The sequence below is a fragment of the Oceanobacter mangrovi genome, assembly GCF_019740315.1.
Lineage (GTDB): Bacteria > Pseudomonadota > Gammaproteobacteria > Pseudomonadales > Oceanobacteraceae > Oceanobacter > Oceanobacter mangrovi.
In genome coordinates this window covers 63,402-80,768 of the sequence record NZ_JAHXZR010000006.1, presented here as the reverse complement: position 1 = coordinate 80,768, position 17,367 = coordinate 63,402, and the positions used below count along the sequence as shown (strand labels likewise).

Here is a 17,367-nt window from a genome sequence, read left to right as displayed (position 1 = left end):
CCTATATATGAATGCTAAGTTAAAGAATGAGGCAGTCGAATGACCGACGATACTAAAGGCAAAGGCGAAGATGGCGGCAAGCTGCTGTACTGCTCCTTTTGCGGTAAGAGTCAGCACGAAGTACGCAAGCTGATAGCCGGGCCTTCGGTGTTTATTTGCGATGAGTGCGTTGACCTGTGCAACGACATTATTCGTGAAGAAGTGCAAGAAGCAGAAAACAAGGGTGGTTCTGACAAGCTGCCAACGCCGAAAGAAATTCGTCAAACTCTGGATGAGTACGTTATTGGTCAGGATAAAGCCAAGATTGTACTGTCAGTAGCAGTGTACAACCATTACAAGCGTCTTCGTTTCGGTGAAGGCAAGGCTGCGGATGTTGAGCTCTCCAAAAGTAACATCTTGCTGATCGGCCCAACCGGTAGTGGTAAAACCCTGTTGGCAGAAACGCTTGCCCGACTGCTGAATGTGCCATTCACAATCGCTGATGCAACAACCCTGACTGAAGCCGGCTATGTTGGTGAAGATGTTGAAAACATCATTCAGAAATTGTTGCAGAAGTGCGATTACGATGTTGAAAGAGCCCAGCGCGGCATCGTCTACATTGACGAAATCGACAAGATTTCCCGCAAGTCCGACAACCCGTCTATCACCCGTGATGTATCCGGTGAGGGTGTTCAGCAGGCGTTACTGAAGCTGGTCGAGGGGACAGTTGCTTCAGTTCCTCCGCAGGGTGGTCGCAAGCATCCGCAGCAGGAATTCCTGCAGGTTGATACGTCCAATATCCTGTTTATTTGTGGTGGTGCCTTTGCAGGTTTGGACCAGATCATTCGTGATCGCTCCGAGCGCAGCAGTATTGGCTTCTCCGCTACGGTGAAAGGTAAGGAAGATCAAAAATCCATTGGTCAGGCGTTGCGTGATGTTGAACCAACGGACCTGGTCAAGTTCGGCTTGATTCCTGAGTTCATCGGCCGCTTGCCGGTGATTGCAACCCTGGATGAGCTGGATAAGGATGCCTTGATCCGTATTCTGACCGAGCCAAAGAACTCGCTGGTTCGCCAATTCCAGAAGCTGTTCGAAATGGAAGAGGTTGAACTGGAGATTCGTGAGTCGGCGCTGGAAGCCATTGCCAATCTGGCGATGGAGCGTAAAACCGGTGCTCGTGGCCTGCGTTCCATTCTGGAAGGCGCGCTACTCGAAACCATGTATGAAGTACCTTCCGAGAGTTCTATCTCCAAGGTGGTGATTGAGGATTCCGTGATTCGCGGAACCGCAGAGCCGATCATTATTTATGATGGTTCGGATGTCGCCAAAGCGTCTTCGGAAAATGACTGAGGTCGTATTTTCGATCGCACCAAAGGAGCCAATGGCTCCTTTTTCTTTGTCCCTACCTTGTAATTCCCGCCTGCAACCCCCACTCTGAAGTTGTTGCTGCCAGCAGAGATATATATCTGATGAATCAAGAAGTTCTACCCCTGTTGCCATTGCGCGATGTCGTTGTGTTTCCGTCAATGGTTATCCCGCTGTTTGTAGGTCGCGAAAAATCCATTAACGCGCTTGAGGAGGCCATGGCGGCCGACAAGCGCATCATGCTTGTTGCCCAGAAAGATGCCTCTGTCGATGAACCGGGCCTGGAGCAGCTCCATCCGGTGGGTACTGTCGCCACCATTCTGCAATTGCTGCGACTGCCAGACGGTACAGTCAAAGTGCTGGTCGAAGGCGAAGAGCGTGCCTTGCTGGATCGTTTGATCAACGAAAATGATCTCTACCGTGGCCAGATTCAAATGGCCGGTGTTCGTGAAATTGGCGAACGTGAAAACGAAATTCTGACTCGCTCATTGACCGGACATTTCGAACAGTATGTTCAGCTGTCCAAGAAAGTGCCGAGCGAAGTGCTCTCCACCATCTCTGGCGTTGAGGAAATCGGCCGCCTGAGCGACACCATTGCTGCCCATATTTCTCTCAAGCTGGATGAGAAGCAGGAAGTGCTGGAAATGTTCGACCCGAAAGATCGGGTAGAGCACTTGATGGAGTTGATGGAATCCGAAATCGACCTGTTGAAGGTTGAAAAGCGTATTCGTGGTCGCGTCAAAAAGCAGATGGAAAAGAGCCAGCGCGAGTATTACCTGAATGAGCAGATGAAAGCGATTCAGAAAGAGCTCGGTGATCTGGAAGATGGTGGTAACGAATTTGATGAGCTGACGGAAAAAATTGAAACCGTTGGTTTGACCAAGGAAGCCAAAGAGAAGGCTGAGGCTGAGTTGCGCAAACTGCGCATGATGTCACCGATGTCAGCTGAAGCCTCGGTTGTTCGTGGCTATCTGGACTGGCTACTGAATCTGCCGTGGAAGAAGCGCACTCGCCTGAATCACGACCTGTCGCGCGCCCAGGAAATTCTGGATGCCGATCATTATGGTCTGGAAGAAGTGAAAGAACGCATTCTGGAATACCTGGCGGTACAAAACCGGGTCAAGAAAGTCAAAGGTGCTGTGCTGTGTCTGGTAGGACCTCCAGGGGTTGGTAAAACCTCACTGGGCAAATCCATTGCCCGGGCGACCAATCGTCAGTTTGTGCGTATGGCGCTGGGTGGCGTGCGTGATGAGGCGGAAATTCGCGGCCATCGTCGCACCTATATTGGTTCCATGCCAGGCAAGCTAGTACAGCGTATGACCAAGGTTGGCGTCAAGAACCCGCTGTTCCTGCTCGATGAAATTGACAAGATGGGTATGGATCACCGTGGTGATCCGGCTTCTGCCTTGCTGGAAGTGCTGGATCCTGAACAGAACGCAACGTTCGCGGATCACTATCTGGAAGTCGACTACGACCTGTCCGATATTATGTTTGTCTGTACCTCCAACAGCATGAATATTCCGGGTCCGTTGCTGGATCGTATGGAGATTATTCGCATCCCGGGTTACACCGAAGATGAGAAAGTGAATATCGCCAAGCGTTACCTGCTGCCAAAACAGATCAAGCAAAATGGTCTGGCGGATACTGAACTGGCACTGCCGGATGAGCAGCTGCGCGGCATTATTCGCCACTACACCCGTGAAGCTGGTGTGCGTGGACTGGAGCGTGAAATCGCCAAACTGTGTCGTCGCGTGGTGAAAGCCAATATGCTCGACAAGAGCACGGCGACACGCACGATCGACTCTGCGTTGCTGGAAGAATATCTCGGTGTGCCGAAGTTCCGTTATGGCCTGGCAGGTGTCAGCAATCAGGTCGGGCAGGTGACCGGTTTGGCATGGACGTCGGTTGGCGGTGAGTTGCTGACCCTGGAATCTGCAGCAACGCCAGGCAAAGGCCGGATCGTCAAGACCGGTTCGTTGGGCGATGTCATGCAGGAATCCATTCAGGCGGCCCTGACGGTCGTTAGAAGTCGCGCTGAAGGCATGGGTATTTCGGCGGACTTCTTCGAAAAACACGACTTGCACGTTCACGTGCCTGAAGGAGCTACGCCGAAGGATGGTCCAAGTGCCGGTATCGGTATGGCGACTGCGCTGGCATCTGTGATGACTGGTATTGCGGTCAAGGCTGATGTGGCCATGACGGGTGAAATCACCCTGCGTGGCAAGGTGCTGGCGATCGGTGGCTTGAAAGAAAAGCTGCTTGCAGCCCATCGTGGTGGCATCAAGACTGTTATTATTCCGAAAGAGAATGAAAAGGATCTTCGGGATATCCCGGACAATATCAAGGCTGATCTCAAGGTGATTCCGGTAGACTGGATAGACGAGGTTCTTGATATTGCTCTGGAGAGTAAGCCGGAGGCTCAGCCAGCCCCGATGATCTCTGGGGATGAGGGTAGTAATGGGCAAGATGAGGCAAGTCGGCCCAACACCCACTGAGTCTGCTTGACGGTGCCATACCTGCTTGGTATAAATCGACGCTCTTGAATTTTTGTAGCGATCGCCCGTTCGCAGAAATAAAGTTATTAATATTGCGCACAGAGTGAGGGGATAAGTGTGAACAAGTCTGAGTTGATTGATGCTATCGCAGCGTCTGCTGATATTCCTAAGGCAGCTGCTGGTCGTGCGTTGGATGCAATGATCGAAAGCATTGGCACAGCATTGAAAGAGGGTGATCAGGTTGCCCTGGTTGGTTTCGGAACCTTTATGGTTAAAGAACGTGCAGAACGCACTGGCCGCAACCCACAAACTGGTGAGCCTATCCAGATCAAGGCTGCCAAGGTTCCTGGCTTCAAGCCTGGCAAGGCTCTGAAGGACGCAGTTAACTAATAGCTGCAGAGAGGCAACTCTCTGAACGATCCTTCTGGAAAACAGTCGGATCGTAATCTAAAGAGCGCATCATGGATGCGCTCTTTTTATATGGCTGTAGCAAATATTTGGAGGAACCATGCTACAAACGATGCGCGACAACGCTCAGGGTATTGTTGCCAAGATTATCGTCTTTTTTATTATTTTTGTGTTCGCCCTCTGGGGTGTTGAAAGCATCGTAAACCTGGGCGGTGGTGACGACGCCGCAATCAAGGTAGGTGATCACGAAATCTACGAGGCTGACATTCAGCGTGTCGTTGAACAGCAAAAAGCCAATCTGCGTCGCCAGTTTGGTGAGCAGTTTGATGAAAACCTGTTTAATCAGGATTTGCTGCGCCAGTCTGCTATTGAACAACTGATTCAGGATTCTGTTGAACAGGAACAGGCTCGTCGTCTCGACATCTATGCGGCAAGTTCTCTGGTCGATCAGACCATTGTATCCATCCCGGCGTTCCAGCTTGACGGTCGCTTTGATAAAGACCAGTTCCTGAACGTGCTGCGCATGAATGGCTGGACGCCAATGACTTTCCGGGAAAATCTGGCTGGCGACATCAAGACCAACCAGCTGCGCCAGGCTGTTTCCCTGTCAGACTTTGCAACTCCTTACCAGGCCCGCTTCAACGGCATGTTGGAAGGCCAGCTGCGCACCATTTCGTGGACGTCTGTTAACGTCAATGACCTGATGGCAAGTGCTGAAGTCAGCGAAGATGAAGTGAAGCAGTACTACGACGCCAATCAGGAGCGTTTCAAGACGCCTGAAACGGTCAAGGTTCGCTACACAGGTTTTGATCGTGCTGCGATTGAAGCCCAACAGGAAGTTTCCGAAGAAGATCTGCAGTCTGCCTACAAGGACTACCTGTCAGACCTGGGCAAAAAAGAACAGCGTCGCTCTCGTCACATCCTGATCGAAGTGAACGATGATCGCTCTGATGCGGATGCTCTGGCGCGCGCCCAAGAAGTCGAAGCCAAGCTGAAAGCGGGTGGTGATTTTGCTGCGCTGGCGAAAGAATACTCAGATGATATTGGCAGTGCTTCCAGTGGCGGCGAGCTGGGCTTTGTTGGGCATGGCGCTTTTGCTACCGAGTTTGAAGACAAGCTGTTCAGCATGAACGCTGGTGATGTATCTGAACCGGTTAAGACTGAATTTGGCTACCACATTATCAATCTGGAAGAAGTGAAGGCTGCTGATACCGAGTCCATGGCCAGCAAAAAAGCAGAACTGGAAAACTGGATTCGTTCAGAAAAAGCCAAGCTGTTTATTGCCGAACAGGCACAGGAGCTGGGTAACCTGGCATTCTCCGCGGGTTCAATCGACGAAGTTGCTGATTCTCTCGGCCTGAAGGTTCAGGAAAGCCAGGCCTTCACCCGTGATTCTGGTGATGGCATTGCCGCCAACGAAAACGTCCGTCAAAAAGCCTTCGCAGAAAATATTTTGCTGGATCGTGAATTGAGCGATGTGGTTGAAACTGACGACGGCCTCTATGTGTTCACAGTATCTGAACACAACGAGCCAACAACCTTGCCGATGGCGGTTGTTCGTGCCCAGATTGAAACCACCCTGAAGCGTGAAAAGGCCACGTCATTGGCGGAACAGCAGGCCAAGGCTGTAGCATCGGGTGAAGCTGAGGCTGAATGGACTCAGCTGACGACCACTTTTGCACAGGGTAATGATCTGCCGCGTGCAGCTCAGGCCAAGGCATTTGGTCTGGCCAAGGGGCAGTCAGAATCCGTACGTGTGCCAGCGGGTTATACCGTCGTACGCGTTGAAGACATTCAGACTCCGGCAATGGACGATGTGATGGCTGATGAAGACAGCCTGGCGCGGGAAGATGCCCGTCGGGCTCGTATTGCGCTGGTCAGCTTCCGCAAGTGGTCCAGAGACAATACCGAAGTGGTGCAATAAGCATTCACTGAAAAGCCCGCGCAAGCGGGCTTTTTTGTTTCTACGGGGTGGGGATTTAGTCGACAAAATTAACGGCGATTGGATCTCACTGCACTAGTGATTGTTTGGAATCAATCAAGCTTCACTATTGACTTAAAAGTGAAGGATTAGAATAATCCCTTCGCGTGTTCCCGTAATTGCTATGTATGGTTCCAACCGTACGGGAAAAATGAAATCTAACCAGTTTAATAAATGAGGAATCTATGAAGGTTCTCGTCGCTGTTAAACGCGTTATTGACTACAACGTCAAAGTGCGCGTCAAGCCAGACAACTCAGATGTTGATTTGACCAACGTTAAAATGGCAATGAACCCATTCTGTGAAATTGCCGTAGAAGAGGCCGTACGCCTCAAGGAAAAGGGTGTTGCCTCTGAGATCGTCGTGGTATCGATTGGCCCGAAAACCTCGCAGGAGCAGATTCGTACTGCTTTGGCGCTCGGTGCAGATCGCGGCTTGTTGATTGAAACCGACGAGAAGCTGGAATCCCTGACTGTTGCCAAGCTGCTGAAAGCGGTTGTTGAAAAAGAACAGCCACAGCTGGTACTGCTGGGCAAGCAGACCATCGACAGCGACAACAACCAGACTGGCCAGATGCTGGGCGCCCTGACTGGCATGCCACAGGGTACTTTCGCTTCTGAAGTGGTTGTTGACGGCGACAAGGTTAACGTCACTCGTGAAGTTGACGGCGGTCTGCGTACTGTTGGCCTGACTCTGCCAGCCATCGTGACTACCGATCTGCGTCTGAACGAACCTCGTTATGCATCGCTGCCAAACATCATGAAAGCCAAGCGTAAGCCGCTGGACATGACTTCTCCGGCTGACCTGGGGGTTGCTATGGCTGCTACCCAGACGCTGCTGAAAGTAGTTCCACCAGCCGAACGTCAGGCTGGCATCAAGGTAGCTGACGTCGCCGAACTGGTCGACAAGCTGAAAAACGAAGCCAAGGTTATTTAAGGAGCGGCATCATGAGCATTCTGGTTATTGCAGAACACGATAACGCCTCCCTGAAAGGCGCCACCCTGAACACTATCGCAGCGGCCAAGGCCATCGGTGGAGACATCGACGTGCTGGTTGCCGGTGCTGGCTGTCAGGCCGTTGCCGACGCCGCTGCTGCGGTTGCAGGTGTCAGCAAGGTGCTGTTGGCTGATAACGCCGTATACGCACATCAGCTGGGCGAAGTAATGGGCGACCTGGTGGCTGAATTGGCCAAGGGTTACAGCCACGTACTGGCTGCAGCGACCACTACCGGTAAGGACTTCCTGCCACGTGCAGCAGCTCTGCTGGATGTCAACATGCTGTCTGACGTCGTTGAAGTCGTTGCGGCAGACACTTTCTCCCGTCCTATCTATGCTGGTAACGCGATTGCCACTTACCAGACCAGCGACGCGATCAAGGTGCTGACCATTCGTACCACTGGTTTCGACGCTGTTGAAGCCACTGGCGGTTCGGCTGCGGTTGAAGCGGTTGGTTTTGTCAGCGGTTACGACAAAGCAGTTTTTGTTGGTGAAGAACTGGCCAAGTCCGATCGTCCGGAACTGACTGCTGCCAACATCGTTATTTCTGGTGGTCGTGGCATGCAGAATGGCGACAACTTCGCCATGCTGTACAACCTGGCGGATAAACTGGGTGCGGCCGTTGGTGCATCCCGTGCTGCTGTTGACGCTGGTTTCGTACCAAACGACCTGCAGGTTGGCCAGACCGGCAAGATTGTCGCCCCTGGGCTCTACATTGCAGTTGGCATCTCTGGCGCTATCCAGCACCTGGCCGGTATGAAAGACTCCAAGGTTATTGTTGCGATCAACAAAGACGAGGAAGCTCCAATCTTCCAGGTCGCAGACTATGGCCTGGTGGCAGACCTCTTTGACGTCATTCCTGAGCTTGAAAAACTCGTTTGATTTCAAAACTTTAAAAAAGCCCGGCACTAGCCGGGCTTTTTTATGTCACTGATTTGTCATTAAATAGACATAAGCTGCCCGGCTGATTGAATTCATAAAGAACAGAAGGACTACAGGTTTGGATATTGTTGTCGTTGGCGCAGGTCATACCGGATTGGTGACCGCCGCCTGCTTTGCAGAAATGGGAAACAAGGTTGTTTGTATTGATCAGGATGAGAAAGCCATTACCAGACTGCAGCAGGGCGAACTGGCGACACAGGAGCCTGGACTGGAAAATCTGGTGCGCCAAAACAGCATGGCGGGTCGGCTGAGCTTCTCATCCGACTGGCAAACTCTGGCCGAATGCCAGATTTGTATTATTGCCATCGGTCGCCCGGCTGATGTTGTTGGTGTTACCGAATCCGCCGAAATCATGGGTTTGTTGGCGGATATAGTCCGCTACTGTGAAGGCCATACGGTGATTGCCATCAAATCTACCGTAATGGTGGGAACGGCTGACAAGGTACATGCTTATCTGGATGCCAACCGTCGAGCCGGCTGCAGCTATGAAGTGGTTTCCAACCCGGAATTTATCAAGGAAGGTGCTGCGGTCGACGACTTCATGAGTCCTGACCGCATTATTATTGGTACTGAGTGCGAAGAATCCGGTCGTTTGTTGGCCCAGGTTTACACCAGCTTCACCCGCACCCGCGACCGCATGATGTTCATGGGACGTCGTGACGCCGAGTTCACAAAGTATGCCGCTACGGCCATGTTGGCGACCCGTATTTCGTTGATGAACGAGCTGGCGCTGATGGCCGAGTCGATGGACGTGGATATCGAGAACATCCGGCGCGGTATCGGTTCTGACAGCCGTATTGGCTACTCCTTTATTTATCCGGGCTGTGGTTACGGCGGCGCCCGTTTCAGTCAGGATGTCCGCACCCTGGTTGCGTCGGCTGAAACCTGCGGTCTGGATCCGCAAGTATTGCGTGCTGTCGAACAGCGTAACAAACAGCAGAAAAACCGCCTTTTTGAAAAGCTTGAAATGCTGTTCGACAACCAGCTGCAAGGCAAGGTAATTGCCGTTTGGGGGCTGGCGTACAAGCCTGGCGTTGCTGACATGAGCGAATCCAGCTCGATTCCCTTGATTCAGGCCTTGCTGCAAGCCGGCGCACGGGTGCAGGTATACGATCCGGTTTGTGATCAGGCCATGGCATCCCAATGGTTTGATAATCAGATGGTCGAATCCGGGCAGTTGCGTTTTGCCAGTCACCAATACGATGCGGTCGAAGCCGCTAACGCGCTGGTACTGGTGACGGAATGGAAACCTTTCCGCCAGCCGGATTTCATCGCCATCAAAAAACTGTTGCAGACGCCTGTTATTGTCGACGGCCGTAATCAGTACGATCCGGAAGCACTTGCCCAGCAAGGTTTCATTTATTCAGGTATTGGCCGTTCAGCCGGATAAGCAGGACACAAATGATCAACAACGAAATCACCGCTGAACCAGTAACAACGCACAGCATGGAACTCGCTGACGACGGCCGGGTTGTCTCAACCGGTTTGACTACACGTTTGCCATTTGGCTTTGCCAAGCGGTTTGGCGTTCTGACGGAAGGCACCAGCGATGGTATTCGGCTGGTTTACAAGGAACCACTGGCACCGGTCGCGCTGACCGAAGTGCAGCGTTTTCTGGGCCAACCGTTCCAGATTGAAGCCGTTAATGATCAGGAATTTGAGCGCCGACTGGGGTTGGCCTATCAGACTGACTCATCCGAAGCGATGGAAATGATGGAAGGTCTGGGTGACGACATGGACCTCGCCAGTCTGGCGGATTCGGTGCCGGAAACCGAAGACTTGCTGGAGCAGGATGGCGATGCGCCGATCATTCGTTTGATCAACGCCTTGCTGACCGAAGCGATCAAGGAAAACGCCTCTGATATTCACGTTGAAACCTACGAAAAGCGTCTGGTAGTACGCTTCCGGGTCGACGGCGTGCTGCGCGAAGTTGTGCAACCCAAACGGGCACTGGCAGCCTTGCTGGTTTCCCGTATCAAGGTTATGGCCAAACTCGATATCGCTGAAAAGCGGGTGCCGCAGGATGGTCGTATCGCCCTGCGTATTGGCGGCCGGGAAGTGGACGTGCGGGTTTCCACCATGCCGTCCAACCATGGCGAGCGGGTGGTGATGCGTTTGCTGGACAAAAAAGCCGGTCGCTTGAGCCTGTCTCAGCTGGGTATGTCCGAGCGCGACTTGCGGGTGATGCGCAACATTATCAGCAAGCCACACGGCATTATTCTGGTTACCGGCCCAACCGGTTCCGGTAAAACCACCACTCTGTATGGCGCCTTGAGCGACCTCAACGATACCAGTCGTAATATTCTGACGGTTGAAGATCCAATCGAATACAGCTTGCCAGGTATTGGCCAGACGCAGGTAAACACCAAGGTTGAAATGACGTTCGCCAAGGGACTGCGGGCGATTCTGCGGCAGGACCCGGATGTGGTGATGATTGGTGAGATTCGTGACCTTGAAACCGTTGAAATCGCCATTCAGGCGTCGCTCACAGGTCACCTTGTCTTGTCGACCCTGCACACCAATACGGCAGTGGGCGCCGTAACCCGTTTGCAGGACATGGGCGTTGAACCCTTCCTGCTGTCTTCCAGTCTGGTTGGCGTGTTGGCCCAGCGACTGGTACGGGTGTTGTGCGACGACTGTAAGGTGGCGGCTCCAGCAGACGCTTCCGAGTGCGAGGTGCTGGGCCTGGCAGTCGAGCAGGCGCCGGTGATTTACCACGCCAAGGGCTGTGAAAAATGTAACCAGCTTGGTTATCGCGGCCGTCAGGGTATCTATGAAATCGTTGAAGTTGACGAAGGCATGAAAACCCTGATTCACGATCGCGCTGGCGAACAGGAACTCGAACGTCATGCCCGGGCGCTTGGCCCAAGCATTCATCAGGATGGTGTGCGCAAGGTGTTGGCGGGTAGTACCACGATTGAAGAACTGCTGCGGGTTGCCAAGGGTTAAGCATGCCAGCATTTACATTTCAGGCGCTGGATGCCAAAGGCAAACAGCAGAAAGGGGTGCTGGAAGCTGATAGTGCTCGCCAGGTTCGTCAGAAATTGCGCGACAAGGGCTGGATGCCGCTGGACGTGCAATCCACCGTGGTCAAGCAAAAGACCACCGGCAGCACCGGCAAGGGCCCGCGCTTGTCGGTGTCGGAGCTGGCACTGCTGACGCGTCAGCTGGCAACCCTGATTGGTGCCGGTTTGCCGATCGATGAAGCCTTGTCAGCGCTGGCCGAACAAACGTCCCGTGCCAAAACCAAAGCCATGATTCTGGCGATTCGCTCCAAGGTTCTTGAGGGTTACACCCTTGCCAGAGCCTTGGCGGAATACCCTCGGGCTTTCCCACATCTGTATCGCAGCACGGTCAGTGCCGGTGAGCATGCCGGGCATCTGGATGGCGTCTTGATCCGGCTGGCGGATTACACCGAGTCCCGTCAGGAGTCGGACCAGAAAATCAAACTGGCGGCCATGTATCCCATCATCCTCAGTATTGTGGCCATTGGTATTGTGGTCGGGCTGCTGACCTATGTAGTGCCGGACATTGTTGATGTGTTCGTCAAAAACGGCCAGGAGTTACCGGCGTTGACCCAGTTTATGCTGGATCTGTCACACCTGATTACCGGCTCAGGCATTTATATTCTGATCGGCGGGGTCGCTGCTGTGCTGGGTTTCAGTCAGGCATTGAAGAATGAAACCTTTCGTGCTGGCTGGCACCAGACGCTGTTGCGCATTCCGCTGATCGGTGGCTTTACCCGGGACGCCAATACTGCCCGCTTTGGCAGTACGCTGGCGATTCTGACGACCTCCGGTGTGCCTTTGGTCGAGGCGATGAAAATCGCCAGTCAGGTGGTCAGTCATATTCCGATCCAGCGTTCACTGGTCGATGCCACCATCGAAGTCAGCGAAGGTGGTGCCTTGCACAAGGCACTGAAAAATACCGGTTACTTTTCCCCCATCATGCTGCACATGATTGCCAGTGGTGAAAACAGCGGTGAACTGGACGCCATGCTGGCAAAAACTGCCCGTCAGCAGGAAACCACGCTGGAAAATACGGTCTCAGCGCTGGTTAAAATTTTTGAGCCCGTGATGTTGCTGGTCATGGGGGCCATTGTGGCCCTGATTGTTGCCGCCATCATGATGCCCATTCTCGATTTGCAAAAAATGGTTCAATAGGAGAAATACATGCAAACCCGCAAGCGCGTACAAGGCTTTACCTTGCTTGAGGTCATGGTGGTACTGGCGATTATCGGCGGCATCATGGCGTTGGTAGCAACCAATATTATCGGCTCAGCTGCGGATGCCCGCGTTAAAACCACCAAAAGCCAGATGCACCTGATCGAAAGTGCGCTGGACATGTACAAGCTGGACAACTTCACCTATCCAACCACTGAGCAGGGTCTGGAAGCACTGGTGAAAAAGCCGTCTTCTTCACCAGAACCAAAGAACTACCGCAGCGGTGGTTACCTGAAAGGCAACTCTGTGCCGACGGATGCCTGGCAGAACAACTTCCTCTACTTCATGGAAAAGGGTAAGTACGAAATCATTTCACTGGGGGCGGACGGTGCCGAAGGTGGCGAAGACGATAACGCTGATATCGTTTACCCGGAATAAACAGAGCTAACAGGAAACGGCCGCTTGCATGAAAACTCCAGTTGCCCAACAGTCTGGTTTTACGCTGCTGGAAATCATGGTGGTACTGGCGATCATCGCTGGTCTGCTGGGACTGGTGTCGCTTAATGGCAGCGACACCAAGGTTCGCGACGAGACCGGTCGTTTTGCTGCTGCTCTGGTGGTGCAGATGAATCTCTATCGGGAAGAAGCTGTATACCGCAATGCCGATTACGGTCTGGCGATGGACAGCCAGGAAATGCTGTTACTGCAGTGGACGGATGTGCGCCAGCGAGCGCAATCCACCAGCATGAGTGCAGAAGAACTCTCCCAATTGCAGAAAAATCCCTGGACGGCCTACAGCAACGCCGTACTGGGTGTTCCCAAAGTGCCTGAGGGCATTCGGCTGTCGCTCAGCATTGACGGCGCTGAGGTCGACTTCGACGAGCTGTTGAACTCGGACGATGGCCCGCTGCCAGCCTTGCTATTCCTGTCCTCGGAAGAATACACCGCCTTTGATTTGACCATTGAAAACAGCGCCGACAACCGCTTTGTGTTTGTGATTCATGGCGATGGTTTCAATCCGGTACGCAAGGAACTGGTGACCTATGAAAGCTAGTTCTGCTGGTCGCTGGCAGGGATTTACCCTGCTGGAAGTGATGATTGCGCTGGCTATATTTGCCTCGATCGCGGTGGTGGTCAGTGGCACTACCAGTCAGTCAACAGATACCCTGCTGACGCTGGAAAACAAGTCGCTGGCGTCCTGGGTGGCAGAAAACCGGCTCACAGAACTACGCCTCAATCACAGCTTGCCGAGTGTTGGCCAGAGCAAGGATGAAGTCGAAATGGCTAACCGCGAGTGGAAGTTGACCACCAGGGTGGAGGCGACCGATTTTCCCAATGTCGTACGCGTTACGGTGTCGGTGGCGGAAGTTGCCAATGCCGATTCAACCATCGCCACTCTGACTACCGTGATGGGAGCCTACGACTGATGTCCCTGTCGTCTCTCCCGGCTTATCCAAACCCGGTATGTCAAAAGTCAGCGCATCAAAATTCAACCCAGCGTGGCTTTACCTTGCTGGAGGTACTGATTGCCGTGGCTATCACCGCCAGCATCGGTGTTGGTGCGGTGCAGCTGCTCAGCGGCATTATCAATGCCCGCGATATTACCCAGCTGCGCTCAGAACAAATGCACGCACTGCAACGTATGAATGGGGTGGCGTCACGCGACATTGAGCAATTCATCAATCGCAGTATCCGCGACATGTACGGCGATGATGTCTCATCCTTACGGCTGGAAGACGGCGACTACCTGTTTGAATTCAGCCGCGCTGGCTGGCGTAACCGGCCTGGCGCCGAAGATCCACGCTCAACCCTGCAACGGGTGGCTTACAATCTGGAAGACATGGATTCCGACGCCTGTGAGTTCGCCCGTCAGCGACTGGCTGACCAAGGTGTCAGTGAACCGCAGGGGCAATGTCTGGTGCGTTATAGCTGGGCAGTGCTGGATCGGGCATATGACAGCGAGCCGAAATCCACCGTGGTGCTGGACCAGATTGATGAGCTGGAAATCTCGATTCTTGGCGAAACGTTCGACGAAGATGGCAACCGTACCGCCACCGACTGGTACAGCAGCTGGCCGATCGTACAGAACAGCGGTGAAAGCGTGATTCCGGTCGCGGTGCGCTGGAATATGGAATTACCGGTGGTTGGTTCCATCACCCGGCTGTGGCCGATTGCTCACGACGGGGAAAACCTCTGATGCGGCGCTCCCAATCCGGTCTGGCACTGATTATGGTGCTGATGATTTTTGCTGTGGTTAGCGTGCTGGCTACGGTCATGATTGATCGCCAGTCGCGCGATATTCAACGGGCGATAGCGCAGCTGTCTACCCAGCAGGCGCGGGCGCTGACGTTTGGTGTCGAAAGCGTGGTACGCAGTGGCCTGCATCTGGACTGGGAAAACGATCCGGATATTGACCACGCGATGGAAGAATGGAATATCGACCGCCAGTTCCCGATGGATAATGGCGCTGTGCTGGTGCACATCGCCGACGCCCAGGGGCGTTTTAACCTCAACTGGCTGTCACCCAGTGCTTCCAATCAGAGTCTCTGGCAGCAGCGCTTTTACAAACTGTTGAATGATCTTGGTCTGGATGTCGAAATTGCCGAGCGGTTGGCCAACTGGTTCAACTCTGAAAGTCAGGTCGACAATGACTACCTTGGGCTGGAAGTACCATATCGCGCGGCTTATAACCTTTGTGCCCATACCTCGGAGTTGATGTTGGTTGAAGGCGTGGATCAGGCAACCTATGACCGCCTTGAACCCTATATCGCCTGTCTGCCAGCGACCACACAGCTGAACGTGAACACGGCGTCAGACCTGGTGCTGGCCTCATTGGGAACGGATCTGACCATCGAAGATGGACAGACGATTATCAGTGAGCGAGGCGACGAAGGCTTTACTGATGTGGATGCCTTTATGACCGTCGACGCGGTTAAAAAAGCGGCGACCAAAACAACCACTGAGTCAGATTCCGACAGCAGTTCAGACAGCGACAGTGAGTCGAGCAGCAAAAGCGGCTGGTCTAACGACGATTTCACAGTAAAGACAGAATATTTTGAGATATTCACCCAGGTTGCCTACGGCCCTGGCAGTGAATGGGTGGCGACTGCGGAGATGCTGCTGAAACGCGATGCCAGCAGTGGTAACTTCCGTACTATTTATCGGGACTTCTCGCGCCTGCAAGCGCGGCCGGTAGCTGAGTCCGTCAGTACCACTCAGTGATAAAGACAACAGGACGAATCATGAATACGATCAGGGTTTACTGGAACCAGTTGGCAGGCGAATGGCTGGTGATGCCATTCCCAGGCTGCGAAAACCCGCTGTCGCTGGAGCAATGGGCTGCCAGTCAGCCGGAACGAAGCCAGGTCAGAATGCTGCTGGCGTCGGCAAACTACAGTACACACTATGTTGAGCTGCCAGGTGTTTCCAGTCGCCATCTGGCGCGGGCACTGCCTTTTGCACTGGAAGAACATCTGATTGAAGATGTCAGTCGTTATCAGATTGTTGCTGCTGGCAAACACGGCAGCAAGGTGCGGGCCTATGCAGCCAGTACCGACCTGGTTGAGCGTCTGCTGGAACAGGCTGAGCATCTGCACTTGCAGGTTTTTGAGCTGGTTCCGGAAACCTGGCTGCTGCCGGAATCTTCCTCAGCAATCTGGTTCGAGCAAGGCTGGCTGCTGAAAATCTCCGGGGAGTTTGAGGGCTGGTTACCAGCTGCGGCGATGACGCCGATGCTGGATACCTTGTTGACCGACAAGCAGGGCATTGGTGAATTCCATATTCAGGCACCGGGCATCGACCAGGCCAATCTGCTGAAAACCACCATTGAAACCGGCTACAGCGGCGTGTTCAGCGATGTGGTGTTACACTCAGGTGGTGACAGCCTGCTGCCATCCGTCGATCAGCTCACTCGTCCAGCCAACCTGTTGTCAGGCCAGTTTGCAGTGCGTGAAACCCGCATCGACAAACCCAGGGTCTGGTGGCGTCCATTGGCGGCCATGGCGGCTAGCCTGGCAATAATTTATGCCGTTGGGCTGGGCGTTGAAAACCACCAGCTCAAACAGCAATCCGCCGAGGCCTATCAGCAGGCGCGACAACTCTACGGGCAATTGTTCCCGGGCAGTCGGATCCAGTATCTGGAACGGGATTTTCGCAGCAAGTTGTCCGAGGGCGCCAATGCATCAACCGGCGGTTTTGGCGAATTGGTGAATCTGACGGCGCAAGCAGTGGCTGAGCTCAAGGCCAGCAATCTCAAACTCGGTTCCATGCGTTTTAACGAGCGTCAGGGCGAGCTGATTCTGGAAGTGGTGGCGACCAATCTGGCCGACGTTCAAAGCCTGCGTGAAGCCATCGCAGCCAAGGGCCTGAAGGCCGAAGTGGCGTCTGCCGCCAACGAAAACAACGTGGTTAAAGGTCGAATCAAGGTGGAGGGTTCAGTATGAGCCAGCTGGCTGAACTGAAATCCCGACTGGCTGCGCATCCGCAGTTACAAGCGGCGCAGGGCTGGTATCGGGCCTTGCCTGCCAGGGATCAGCTGATCGTCAAGGCGGTGGCCGGGTTTGTAGGGCTGTGTCTGGTCTATCTGATGGTGTTTGCCCCCTTGCTGCAAGGCAACGCCAGCGCCCAAAAGGGTCTGCAGAAAAACCTCGAGCTGTATAACCTGATCGCCAGCAACGCTGACAAGTTTGGTGGTCGGACGGTGACGGCTGCGAGCGGCCCGATTTTGCCGATGATCAGCCAGTCTGCACGGCAGGACAATATCAAACTGGATCGGTACGAACAGGACGGCAAAGGCGTGCGGATCTGGCTCGATCATATCGAGTTTGACCGTTTTATCGCCTGGGTCGAAAGTCTGCAGGTGCGCCATGGTATTCGCGTTAGCCAGATCACCGTCGACTCCAATGACGCGCCGGGCTGGGTTGATGTGCGGGCGACACTGACGGCGGAATAAACCCGCAGCGCTTGGGTTTTGTATCTCTTGATTAATGGCGATAGCGAACAGCTATCGCCATTTTTGTTTTGGCGGCTAACAAGCTAGCA

Annotated in this window: 16 protein-coding genes; all 16 read left to right on the top strand. The window is 53.6% G+C overall.

What is annotated here, in order from left to right; all coding sequences use genetic code 11:
* The first annotated feature begins 39 nt into the window (after positions 1–39).
* Positions 40–1,329: an ATP-dependent Clp protease ATP-binding subunit ClpX gene (gene clpX, locus K6123_RS13640; protein WP_221798653.1), complete on the top strand. Its 1,290-nt coding sequence runs from the start codon at positions 40–42 to the stop codon at positions 1,327–1,329.
* Between the two features lie 119 nt (positions 1,330–1,448).
* Positions 1,449–3,839 (top strand): endopeptidase La, encoded by a 2,391-nt coding sequence (lon, locus tag K6123_RS13635; RefSeq protein WP_221798651.1) that lies wholly within the window; start codon positions 1,449–1,451, stop codon positions 3,837–3,839.
* Positions 3,840–3,956: 117 nt separating this feature from the next.
* Complete coding sequence (locus K6123_RS13630; RefSeq protein WP_221798649.1) at positions 3,957–4,229, top strand: HU family DNA-binding protein; 273 nt, start codon at positions 3,957–3,959, stop codon at positions 4,227–4,229.
* A gap of 118 nt (positions 4,230–4,347) precedes the next feature.
* On the top strand, positions 4,348–6,171 hold the full coding sequence (locus K6123_RS13625) for a SurA N-terminal domain-containing protein (RefSeq protein WP_221798648.1): 1,824 nt from the start codon (positions 4,348–4,350) through the stop codon (positions 6,169–6,171).
* Positions 6,172–6,413: 242 nt separating this feature from the next.
* On the top strand, positions 6,414–7,163 hold the full coding sequence (locus K6123_RS13620) for an electron transfer flavoprotein subunit beta/FixA family protein (protein WP_221798646.1): 750 nt from the start codon (positions 6,414–6,416) through the stop codon (positions 7,161–7,163).
* Positions 7,164–7,174: 11 nt separating this feature from the next.
* Positions 7,175–8,104 (top strand): electron transfer flavoprotein subunit alpha/FixB family protein, encoded by a 930-nt coding sequence (locus K6123_RS13615; RefSeq protein ID WP_221798645.1) that lies wholly within the window; start codon positions 7,175–7,177, stop codon positions 8,102–8,104.
* A 118-nt stretch (positions 8,105–8,222) separates the two neighbouring features.
* A complete protein-coding gene (locus K6123_RS13610; RefSeq protein ID WP_221798644.1) occupies positions 8,223–9,554 on the top strand; it encodes a UDP-glucose dehydrogenase family protein in 1,332 nt (443 codons plus the stop codon).
* 56 nt (positions 9,555–9,610) lie between these two features.
* Complete coding sequence (gspE, locus tag K6123_RS13605) at positions 9,611–11,113, top strand: type II secretion system ATPase GspE (RefSeq protein ID WP_221798984.1); 1,503 nt, start codon at positions 9,611–9,613, stop codon at positions 11,111–11,113.
* A gap of 2 nt (positions 11,114–11,115) precedes the next feature.
* Positions 11,116–12,327, top strand: a complete 1,212-nt coding sequence (gspF, locus tag K6123_RS13600; RefSeq protein ID WP_221798643.1) for a type II secretion system inner membrane protein GspF — start codon at positions 11,116–11,118, stop codon at positions 12,325–12,327.
* Positions 12,328–12,336: 9 nt separating this feature from the next.
* Entirely contained in the window at positions 12,337–12,765 is a 429-nt protein-coding gene (gspG, locus tag K6123_RS13595) for a type II secretion system major pseudopilin GspG (RefSeq protein WP_221798642.1), read from the top strand.
* Positions 12,766–12,793: 28 nt separating this feature from the next.
* A complete protein-coding gene (gene gspH, locus K6123_RS13590; protein WP_221798639.1) occupies positions 12,794–13,381 on the top strand; it encodes a type II secretion system minor pseudopilin GspH in 588 nt (195 codons plus the stop codon).
* Entirely contained in the window at positions 13,371–13,754 is a 384-nt protein-coding gene (gene gspI / locus K6123_RS13585) for a type II secretion system minor pseudopilin GspI (RefSeq protein ID WP_221798638.1), read from the top strand. The genes gspH and gspI overlap by 11 nt, the downstream gene beginning before the upstream one ends.
* Positions 13,754–14,524, top strand: a complete 771-nt coding sequence (gene gspJ, locus K6123_RS13580) for a type II secretion system minor pseudopilin GspJ (RefSeq protein WP_221798636.1) — start codon at positions 13,754–13,756, stop codon at positions 14,522–14,524. Before gspI ends, gspJ begins: the two co-directional genes overlap by 1 nt.
* A complete protein-coding gene (gspK, locus tag K6123_RS13575) occupies positions 14,524–15,549 on the top strand; it encodes a type II secretion system minor pseudopilin GspK (protein WP_221798634.1) in 1,026 nt (341 codons plus the stop codon). The genes gspJ and gspK overlap by 1 nt, the downstream gene beginning before the upstream one ends.
* 20 nt (positions 15,550–15,569) lie before the next feature.
* Positions 15,570–16,769, top strand: coding sequence for a type II secretion system protein GspL (gspL, locus tag K6123_RS13570; RefSeq protein ID WP_221798632.1), 1,200 nt, complete (start codon positions 15,570–15,572; stop codon positions 16,767–16,769).
* On the top strand, positions 16,766–17,278 hold the full coding sequence (gene gspM / locus K6123_RS13565; protein ID WP_221798630.1) for a type II secretion system protein GspM: 513 nt from the start codon (positions 16,766–16,768) through the stop codon (positions 17,276–17,278). Before gspL ends, gspM begins: the two co-directional genes overlap by 4 nt.
* Positions 17,279–17,367: the final 89 nt, after the last annotated feature.